6 protein-coding genes are annotated in these 9,560 nt (G+C 68.0%); 4 read left to right on the forward strand and 2 right to left on the reverse strand.

Translation table 11 applies throughout. The features are described from left to right. Window positions 1-6: 6 nt before the first annotated feature. On the forward strand, window positions 7-894 hold the full coding sequence (locus NBRGI_RS45465; RefSeq protein WP_051728043.1) for a hypothetical protein: 888 nt from the start codon (window positions 7-9) through the stop codon (window positions 892-894). 12 nt (window positions 895-906) lie between these two features. On the opposite strand, the gene NBRGI_RS26535 is transcribed toward NBRGI_RS45465, so the two are convergent. Then, window positions 907-1,815, reverse strand: a complete 909-nt coding sequence (locus tag NBRGI_RS26535; protein WP_029899935.1) for a helix-turn-helix transcriptional regulator — start codon at window positions 1,813-1,815, stop codon at window positions 907-909. Between the two features lie 284 nt (window positions 1,816-2,099). Between NBRGI_RS26535 and NBRGI_RS26540 the strand changes: the two genes are divergently transcribed. Next, window positions 2,100-3,266, forward strand: coding sequence for a glycosyltransferase 87 family protein (locus NBRGI_RS26540; RefSeq protein WP_051728044.1), 1,167 nt, complete (start codon window positions 2,100-2,102; stop codon window positions 3,264-3,266). A 30-nt stretch (window positions 3,267-3,296) separates the two neighbouring features. On the opposite strand, the gene car is transcribed toward NBRGI_RS26540, so the two are convergent. Next, the gene (car, locus tag NBRGI_RS26545; RefSeq protein ID WP_029899937.1) at window positions 3,297-6,797 is read right to left on the reverse strand and encodes a carboxylic acid reductase; all 3,501 of its coding nucleotides are present in this window, start codon (window positions 6,795-6,797) and stop codon (window positions 3,297-3,299) included. Window positions 6,798-7,034: 237 nt separating this feature from the next. On the opposite strand from car, the gene NBRGI_RS26550 reads away from it, so the two are divergent. Both NBRGI_RS26550 and NBRGI_RS26555 read left to right on the forward strand, forming a co-directional pair. Next, window positions 7,035-8,486 carry an MFS transporter gene (locus NBRGI_RS26550; RefSeq protein WP_235211111.1) on the forward strand — a complete coding sequence of 484 codons (1,452 nt, stop codon included), beginning with the start codon at window positions 7,035-7,037 and terminating at the stop codon, window positions 8,484-8,486. Between the two features lie 174 nt (window positions 8,487-8,660). Further along, window positions 8,661-9,560, forward strand: a 900-nt coding sequence (locus NBRGI_RS26555; protein WP_029899939.1) for an LLM class flavin-dependent oxidoreductase, incomplete at its 3' end; no start/stop codon positions are given.

A 9,560-nucleotide genomic window follows, 5' to 3' on the forward strand; every position in this document is an offset into this window, starting at 1 on the left:
GCAAACATGACCGGAACCCCGACCACCTACAGCCGCTGGACCCGCCGCGCCGTCACCTACCTGCCCGTGCATCGGCAGGGCAGGCTGATCGGCTATCTGTGGGCCTCGGTCGACCATTACGCCGCGGGCTTCGAACGCCATCTCGCCACTGCCGCTGACGATCTCGACTGCCTGCTCGTCTGGGAACGGCGGCTCGACGACGCGGCCCGGCGCGGCCGCACACCGCAGGAGGCGGTCCAGGAGTGGGTCGGCGCACCCGACGACGCGGTAGCCGGTGCGATTCCACCCGGCGTCAGACTCGGCAGCGCACCAGATCTGGCCGAACTGTGGGACCGGCTCAACCCTGACGGGCCGCCCCTCGGCGACGGACCGCTCGTCCAGGACGGCGCCTATCCCGACGGCACCCCGGCGGACCGGCGTGACGGGTGGGGACCGTTGCACAGTGTTCCGTTGCGGACGTATGCCGACGACACCGCTGCCCCTATCCGCTATCTCCCGGTCCGGATCGACGCCACCGTGGTCGGCTATCTGTGGGCCGCCGCCAACGGAGAGGCCGGAGGCTACGTGCCACGAGCCGACGCGGGGCGGACCGGGCAGATCGCTGCCGGACTGTGGCAATCGCGTTTCAGCGACGCCTATCTCGCCGGGCAACCCGCCACGACCGCCCTGGCCCGCTGCCGCGATTTCCCCGCCGATCGGCTCTCCGGCGTCGTCGAGGCCGACGACACCGAGCAGCACGCACACGCCCTCGCCGAACTGCACCGCCTGGCCGCGGGAGCGGCCCGGGTGACGGCCGAAACACGCCCGGTCAGTACCGATTCCGAGGCCGACCTCGAAGCCGACCTCGCTCAGCTCCGCATCTCCGAAGATCCGCTCGACGGCGGATCACCGTAGTATCGGCGAACCTCAGCCCGCCGCGGCCGGGGCGTGATAGCGCTCGCGGTGCTCGAGCCACGGCCGTCGCTGTTCCTCCTTGCTCATCGCGAGCAACGCGTGCAGCCGCGCCCACTGAGTTTCGTCGGTCGGCGTGTAGATCTGCACCCACGCGCCCTGCACGGCGGGCAAAGACATGCTGGTGACGAACATTTCCAGGTCGCCGACCGCGAGATGCCGGATCTGTTTGATCCGCTTGTTCGGCACCGCGACGTCGTTGCGCGCCCACAGGGTCGCGAAATCGGCACTCTCGGTGCACATCTCCTCGATGAACTGCTGCCAACTCGGATCGTCGAGGTTCTTCGCGTACGCCCCGCGCAGGTAGGCGACCATGCGGCGCAGGTCGTCCCAGCTGTGCCGGTAGGTGTTGCAGCACTGCGGCGTCATGAACACCAGGCGCGCGACATTGCGCTCCCCCACCAGGAAACCAGGGCACAGCGCCTCGTAGGCGGCGTTGTAGGCCAGCATGTCGTAGCGCGCGCTGAGCAACGCGGCGGGCAGCGGCACCAGATGATCGAGGATGGTCTGCATCTCTTCGGGCAGTGCGCTGTTCGTGTGCGCGTTCGGCACCGTCGGCACCTCGGCCAGGCGGTAGAGGTGGGCACGCTCGGCGTCGTCGAGGGCCAGCGTGCGCGCGACCGCGTCCAGCACCTGCACGCTGACGTTGATCTGCCTGCCCTGTTCGAGCCAGGTGTACCAGGTGACCCCGATGCCGGACAGTTGCGCCACTTCCTCGCGCCGCAGACCGGGTGTGCGGCGCCGCGGCCCCGGGGGCAGCCCGACGTCGTCCGGCGAGATCTTGGCGCGGCGCGACTTCAGGAAAGTTCCCAGCTCCGCGCGGCGCGCTTTGCGCACCGCCCGAACATCCAGCACATCGGTCATCGTTCGATCGTGCCCTACGCGGCTAACCGTATCCAGGTGCTGCTGGTACCCGTTTCAGGCGGGCCGAACGGGGCCCACCGAGCACCGATCCACGCCCCGGCATGTCGCCCGAAAAATTGCTGCTACCAGCGGCGATTCCCACCGGTACCCGCCCCCGACAGTTCGGGTCATGCTCTGCGCGAACTTATTCTGTAAGTTACTCGCTTGTGCGCAAATCCCGGCAGCTGGACTTTCCACGCTCGGGCCCAACGCTTTTCATACTGACCGCAAGCGCGGTCCTAGCGGTGATCCTGCTGTTCACCACGGTCGATCCGTGGCTCGATCGGGCGGGCATCCTGGCCGGTGGGCTCGATGTACATGTGTATAGGGATGGCGCGTGGCGCATCCTGCACGGTCTTCCGCTCTACACGGAGCCGACGGTAGCGGGCCTGCTCTATACCTACACGCCCTTCTCCACGCTCGCCTTCATTCCCATCGTGCTGGTGCCGTGGGCGGCGGTCAACTACACCGGCATGGTCTTCAATCTGCTGGTTTTGTTCGGCTGCGTCGTGCTCGGCTGGCGGCTGCTCGGCTACCGGATCAGCGCGCGCCTCGCGCTCATCAGTGCCCTGCTGGCGTTGACCTGCGCGTTCCTCGAGCCGGTGCGGACCACACTGTTCTACGGGCAGATCAACCTGCTGTTGATGCTGCTCATCCTATGGGATTTCGCGCGGGCCGACCGCAGCCGGCTGCGCGGTGTCGGAGTCGGCCTGGCCGCGGGCATCAAGCTGGTCCCGATCTATTTCATCGCGCAGTTCGTGGTGCTGCGACAGTGGCGCGCGGCCGTGACCGCGAGCGCGGCGTTCGCCGCCACCATCGCCGTCGCCTGGATCGTGCTGCCGACCGATTCGCGCCAGTACTGGACCTCCACCTTCTTCCAGTCCAATCGCATCGCCGACGATATGCATCCGTCCAATCAGTCCGTGCGGGGTGTGATCGCGCATCTGACCCACCATCCGGCGCCGATGTGGCTGTGGCTGCTCATCGCCGTCCCGCTCGCGCTGGTGAGCCTCGTGCTCGTCGCCGGACTGTACGAACACGGCGAGCACTTGCTCGCGGTCACGCTCGCCGGGCTCACGGCCTGCGCGGTGTCGCCGTTCTCCTGGGACCACCACTGGGTCTGGTACGTCCCGCTGCTCGTCTATTTGGTGCATCGTGCGCAGACGCGACCGGTCTGGTGGCTCGCCGCGGCAGCGCTTTTCGTCTCGGTGGGTGCGTGGACCTGGGAGTACGACCCGAATTACGTTGTGGTCGGCCTGTTCCTGTTCCCACCGTGGTGGCCGCTGGCCCAGGTACTGATCAACAGCTTCGTCGTCGTGTACGCCGTCGTGCTGCTCGGCACCGGCCTGCTGCTGTTCCGCCTGCGCCGCACCGGATCCCGGCACACCGAGCCGGAGCCCGCCGTCCGGTGACCGGTCGGCGGCAACCTGCCCGGTGACGTCTCAGAGCAGGCCGAGCTGTCGCAGGTCGGTGACGTACTTGTCGATCAACTGCGGGGAAAGATGCGGGATGTCCTGATCGGGGCCGATGCGCGCGGATTGCACCGCTGCCTGGAAGTTCTTGGCGGGCAACAGCGAACCGCGCACCGCGCGCAGCGGCCGCCGGTGCGCGTCGAGCAGCGGCAGCAGCGAAGCGTCACGCTGCTTTTCCGGCAGTGCCCGGATCGCGGTCTCGAAACGCCGGAACCACTCGTCGTAGTCGTCGAGCCGCTGGATGGGCACACCGAAATCACCGAGCCAATCGACGAATTCGTCCAAGGAGATGCCGTCGTCGTACGGGTTCCACACGTCGTAGGTGTGGAACCCCGACTCGGCTCGCGCGCCGAGGGTCGTGATCGATTCGGCGACGAAATCGGCGGGCAGGCCGTCGTAGTGGGCCCGTCGGCGCTGCCCGGCACTGTCGGTCTCATAGAACGAGTACGGTGCGATGCCGGTCAGCACCAGACTCAGGATCAGCCGGGTGAACACATCGGGGACATTGAGCTGACCGACATACTTGCTGTGCGCCAGGATCATGTCCGACCGGAAAACGGCGACCGGCAGACCGCACAGATCATGCGCCTCGCGCAACAGCACCTCCCCGGCCCACTTGCTGTTGCCGTAGCCGTTCGCGTACCCGGCGTCGATGGACCGCACCGCGCTCATCTCCCGGATATCGCGCTCCTCGTCGAAGACGGCGGGATCGACCTGAGCGGCCACCGCGACGGTCGACAGGTATGTCACGGGCTTGCGGCGCTCGGTGATGGCCAGCCGGATGATCTCGGCGGTGCCGACCACATTAGGCCCGAACAGCTGGCTGTACGGCAGCACGTGGTTGACGAGGGCGGCCGGGTGCACGATCAGGTCGACCGTCGCGGCGAGCCGCTGCCAAGTCGCCTCGTCCAGACCGAGATTCGGGTCGCCGATATCGCCCGCGAGCACCTCGAGGTGGCCGACGGCCAGCTTCCGGTAGTGGTCGAGCAGTTCGGGATCGCCGCTGTCGAACACCGCGTCCAGGCGCTTACGCGCGGCGGCCGCGTCGGTGCCGCGCACGATACAGACCAGCGTGCCGCCGGTCTTGTCCAGTCGCTGCAGCCATTCCAGGCACAGGAAGCGGCCGAGATATCCGTTCGCCCCGGTGAGCAGGACGGTCTGCGCCTGGGCCGGTGCAGCCGGAACCGCTTTCGCGGCAGCGAGTGTGCGTTCGTCGATGAACTTGTCCAGGGTGAGATCGGCGGCGCGGACCTCGGTGCCGGGACCGTGCACCGAGAACAGGCTCGGCCGCCGCGCCCCCGAATGCCGTTCGGCCTCGATGTATTTCGCCAGATCGGCGAGTGAGTTGGCGGGGCTCACGATGACACCGACCGGGACCTCGACATCGAGCATGTCCTGCAGCAGGGTCGAAAACGACAGCGCGGACAGCGAATCACCGCCGAGATCGGTGAAATGCGCGTCCGCCCGCAACTCCGACGCGGCCAGACCGAGCATCGAACGCGCTGCCCGCGTGACGGTTTCGAGCACCGGCAGCTCGGTCGCGGTGCGCCGCAACTCGATCAGCTCGTCGTTGCGGTTCGCCTCCATGTCGCGGTACAGCTGCTCCAGCCGCTCGCCATAGCGCTCCTTGAGCTTGGGCCGCAACAGTTTCGCGATACCGGAGAGCAAACCGTTCTCGACGGTGAACGGTTCGGTCTCGACCAGGAAATCGCGCGGCAGCTCAAAGGATTGCAGCCCGGCTTCTTTCGCGATCTGTTGCAGGGAGGCGGTCAGCGCCGTGGTCAGCGCGTCGGTGACACCGTCGGCCAGCGCGTCCTCGGTGGGCACGATCACCGCGAGCAGGAACGAGCGCTCGCTGTTGCCGTAGATATAGATCTGCCGGATCAGCGGACTGGTCGCGAACACCGCTTCCAGATGGGCGACCGTGACGAACTCGCCCTGCGCCAGTTTCAGCACATTGTTGCGGCGGTCCAGGTAGATCAGCCGATCCGGTTCGAGTTCGGCGACGATGTCACCGGTCTTGTAGAAACCCTCCTCGTCGAAGATCTCCGCCGTCACCTCGGGCCGCCGGAAATATCCCGGAATCATCGCTTCGGTCTTCAACAGCAGCTCACCGCGCGGATGCGGCTGATCGGTCCGGAAGTAGCCCAATTCCGGCACGTCGACGAGCTTGTAATCGATGACCGGCGGACGCTGCACGATATTGTCCTGCAACACGCCGATACCCGCCTCGGTCGAGCCGTAGCCGTCGTGCAGTTCCAGATCCAGCAGCGACTCCATGAACTCGCGCATCTCGGCCGACAGCGGCGCGCTCCCCACGATCGCCCCGAGCAGGCGGTCCCCGAGCGCGGACAGGCGCAGTTCGCTCTTCAGTTCCTGCTCGAGTTCCGGGCTCGCGTCCGCGGCGGGCGCACGCCGGGACAGCTCGGCCTGATAGCGCTGGAAAATCATGTCGCACACACGCGGGACGAAGAACATCTCGGTCGGCCGTACCAGGGCCAGATCGTCGAACAGCGTCGACATATCGCTGCGCGCGGTGAAATACGCCGTGCCGCCGCGGGCCAGTACACCCGCGAAGGCGGCCCGCCCGGCGATATGACTCATCGGCATATAGCAGAGCGTGAGGCCGACGCCCTTCGCCCCGCTCAGCCACGTCTTACGGTTCAGCCGTTCGGTGTACATGGCGCCCTTCGGCGCGCCGGTACTGCCGGAGGTGTAGATGAGTAGGGCCAGCGGATCTTCGTCCGCGCCGGGAACGAACAGCGGCGCGGCCGGCAGTTCGCTACCGCGGGCGCGGACCGCGTCGAGCGTTTCGACGACCACCGCGCTGCCCGCGTCGCTCAACCGCCTGCGCGCGGACTCGAGCGCCGCTCGGTGATCGTCGTCCGCGGGGCGGTAGTCGAACACCACCAACCGTTCCGGTGACGCGCCCCCGGTCAGCAATTGGACGGCGACGTCGAGGTGGTCGGGCGTCGCGGCCAGCACCCGGGGCGTGGTCTCGGCCAGGATCGCGGCGAGCTGCGGGGCCGCGGCGCCGGACTGCAGCGGCACGGTGACGAGGCCGAGATGGATGTTCGCGAGATCGAGGGTGCCGTAGTCGATGCTGGTGAAGCCGAGCAGAGCGACGAAATCTCCGGCCCGCAAGGGCCTTTCGGGATCACCGTGCCACGCTGCGGCCACCGCGCGGACGCGCGCCCACAGCTCGCGGTAGGTCAGGGTCTCGAATTCCGGGAGCAGCCGGTACGTGGTGCGACCGCTCTCGGTGACCGGCTCGGTCGCCCGCTGCCCCACCGCGGGGCGCTCCGCATAGCGCTCCATCACGGTGGCCATGATCTGGGACAGGTGCAGGCCCGGCGCCCGAATCGCCTCGACCACCTCCTGGTCCGGCACCGCGGCTTTCACCTGCTCGTCCTCGGCGAACAACTGTGCAATTCGACGCCGTAGCCGATCGCTTCGCGAATCAGTCGCCATGTCGCAAGTCTCCCTCGTTCGCAAGTAGGAAAGCTCGATATCCGGAAAACACGTTAGCCTATCTAAGTATTCCGCCGAACCCCGTCTACCACCGATAACTCCAGTGGCATTTCCCACAGCAACCGAAATAATGTAGCGAAATTCGGACTATACGGACCGATCGGTTATCCAGGTGTTGCCGATACCGGTGTCAACGGGCTCCTGTTACCCGTGCCGCCGGGACCGCAGGATCAAGCCATGACCCAGATCCTGTCGCCGGATTCGGCAGCGGCGTCCGCCGCTGTTTCGCCTCCGGCCGCCCCACCTGCCGCGTACGGTGCGCGGCGCACCCTCGCCATCCTCGCCGTGATCCTGACCGGGCAGTTCATGGCGGTGCTGGACGCCTCCATCGTCAATGTCGCGATTCCGTCCATCCGCAGTTCGCTGCACACCTCCGGCGCCGCGCTGCAATTGATCGTCGCCGGGTATGTCATCGCCTATGCCGTGCTGCTGGTGACCGGAGCCCGCCTCGGCGACCGGTTCAGCCAGCGCCGCATGTTCATCGCCGGACTCGCGGTGTTCACCCTCGCCTCACTCGTCTGCGGGCTGGCCTGGAACGAGGTGTCGCTCATCGTCTTCCGGTTCGCGCAGGGCGTGGGCGCGGCGGCGATGGTGCCGCAGATCATGACGCTCATCCAGCGCAACTTCACCGGCAACGCCCGCGCCAAGGCGCTCAGCGTGTACTCCGCGATCATCTCCGGCGGCATGGTCGCCGGTCAGGTGCTCGGCGGGCTCATCGTGAATGCCGATGTGCTGGGCAGTAGTTGGCGCGGCGTGTTCCTGGTGAACGTGCCCATCGGCGTGGTGCTGCTGGTCGTCGCTCCCCGCATCCTGCCGACCGTGACCGAGCGTTTCGACCGCAAGCTCGACCTGGCCGGGCTCGGCATGCTCACCGCCGCGGTACTCGCGCTGGTGCTGCCGCTGGTGCTCGGCCGGGAGCTGGATTGGCCGCTGTGGTCCTGGATCTCGCTGGGCGCCTGCGTGTTCGGCTTTGCGGCCTTCGTCGGTATCGAGCGGGCCGTCGCACGCCGCGGCGCGGAACCCCTGTTCTCGCACCGGGTGCTGGCCGCGCCGGGCCTGCTGCCGGCCGCCGCGACATTGTTCGTCATCATGGCGACCTTCGGCGGCTGGATGTTCGTCATGGCCATCCACCTGCAGAGCACACTCGGCTACAGCGCACTGCACGCCGGCCTGCTGTTCATTCCCATGGGCGTCACATTCGCGATCACCGGCCTCAACTGGGAACGCATCCCGCATCGGTGGCACCCGACCATGATTCCCGCCGGTCTCGTGCTCGCCGCCGCGAGCATGGTCACGGTGGGCGCGCTGCTGCGCGACGGCGCCGGCGTCGGGGTGCTCGCGCTGGTGCTGCTCGGGGTGTGCGGCGTCGGCAACGGGCTCGCGTTCAGCCCGCTGATGACCAAGACCCTGGCGAAAGTCCCGATGCGGCTGGCCGCGGATGCCAGCGGCATCCTGGTGACCAATGTGCAGCTCGGCATCGTGGTCGGCATCGCCACGTTCGGCACGCTGTTCCTCGGGCTGGCCGGTGACACGACGTTGTCCGCGGCGCACGCGCTCGGCGGCACCGCGATCGCGGAGGGCGTGACGGTGCTCGTCGCCGCGGCACTGTCGGTCCGCGCGGCCCGGTAGGAGCGGGTGCGAATCCCGGGATCCGCACGGCGGGCCCGGGATTCGTGCGGTCACCCTTCGAATCAGGGCGAGGGAAACCATCGCGCCGGGCGGTCGTCGGGAGCAGGCTCGAGGGGGCTGCTTCGCCCGGTCACGGGCGGCCGCGGAACTCTCGGAGATGGAAGTAGGTGTCGGATGGGCGTTTTCGCGCTCGGCGTAGAACTCGACGGCGAAGGCTTCCATCCCGAGGCATGGCGTCGCGCCGCGCACACACCGGATCGGCTGCTCACCGGCGCCACGGTCCGCGAACGGGTCGCCACCGCCGAGAACGCAGGCTTCACGCTGGCGACCTTCGCCGATTCCATTCTGCCGCCCGAGCAGGTCGCGGGCCGGATCGACGCGGTCACCCGCGCGTCGTTCGTGGCGGCGACCACCAGCACGATCGGCCTGGTGCCCACCGTCGCCACCACCTATGCCGAGCCGTTCCACACGTCTTCGCAGATCGCCACGCTCGATTACGCCTCCCGCGGCCGGGCGGGCTGGATCGCCGAACGCGTCGACGACCCGCGCGCCGCACGCGCGTGGGGCCGCGCTCCGGTAACCGGCGCCGCCGAATTGGCCAGGGAGCAAGAGGATTCCATCGAGGTCGCACGACGACTCTGGGACTCCTGGGAGGACGACGCGGTGATCCGCGACCACCCGAACGGCCGCTTCCTGGACCGGAACAGGCTGCACTACATCGACTTCCGCGGCAGGACCTTCTCGGTGAAAGGCCCGGCGATCGTGCCGCGACCGCCGCAGGGTCAACCGGTGGTCTTCGGTGCGGACGGCGAGGTGGACGTGCGGCTGGTCGCCGCCGATTCCGTCGCGGCCGCGATCGACGCGGCGCAACGGTCACGGTCGGCCGGCACGCCGCTGGCCTTCGCCGAGATCGACGTCACGCTGGACACCCCCACCGCGACCGCCGAGCAGCGCTTCGGCGCCGCACCGTCCAGTTCCCCTGCCCGGCTGGCTTTTTCCGGTACGGCGGCGGCGCTGGTCGATCTGCTCACCCATCTCAGCGGCCATCTGGACGGCGTGCGCCTGCACCCGGCG

The organism is Nocardia brasiliensis IFM 10847 (genome assembly GCF_000710915.1).
Classification (GTDB): Bacteria; Actinomycetota; Actinomycetes; order Mycobacteriales; family Mycobacteriaceae; genus Nocardia; species Nocardia brasiliensis_A.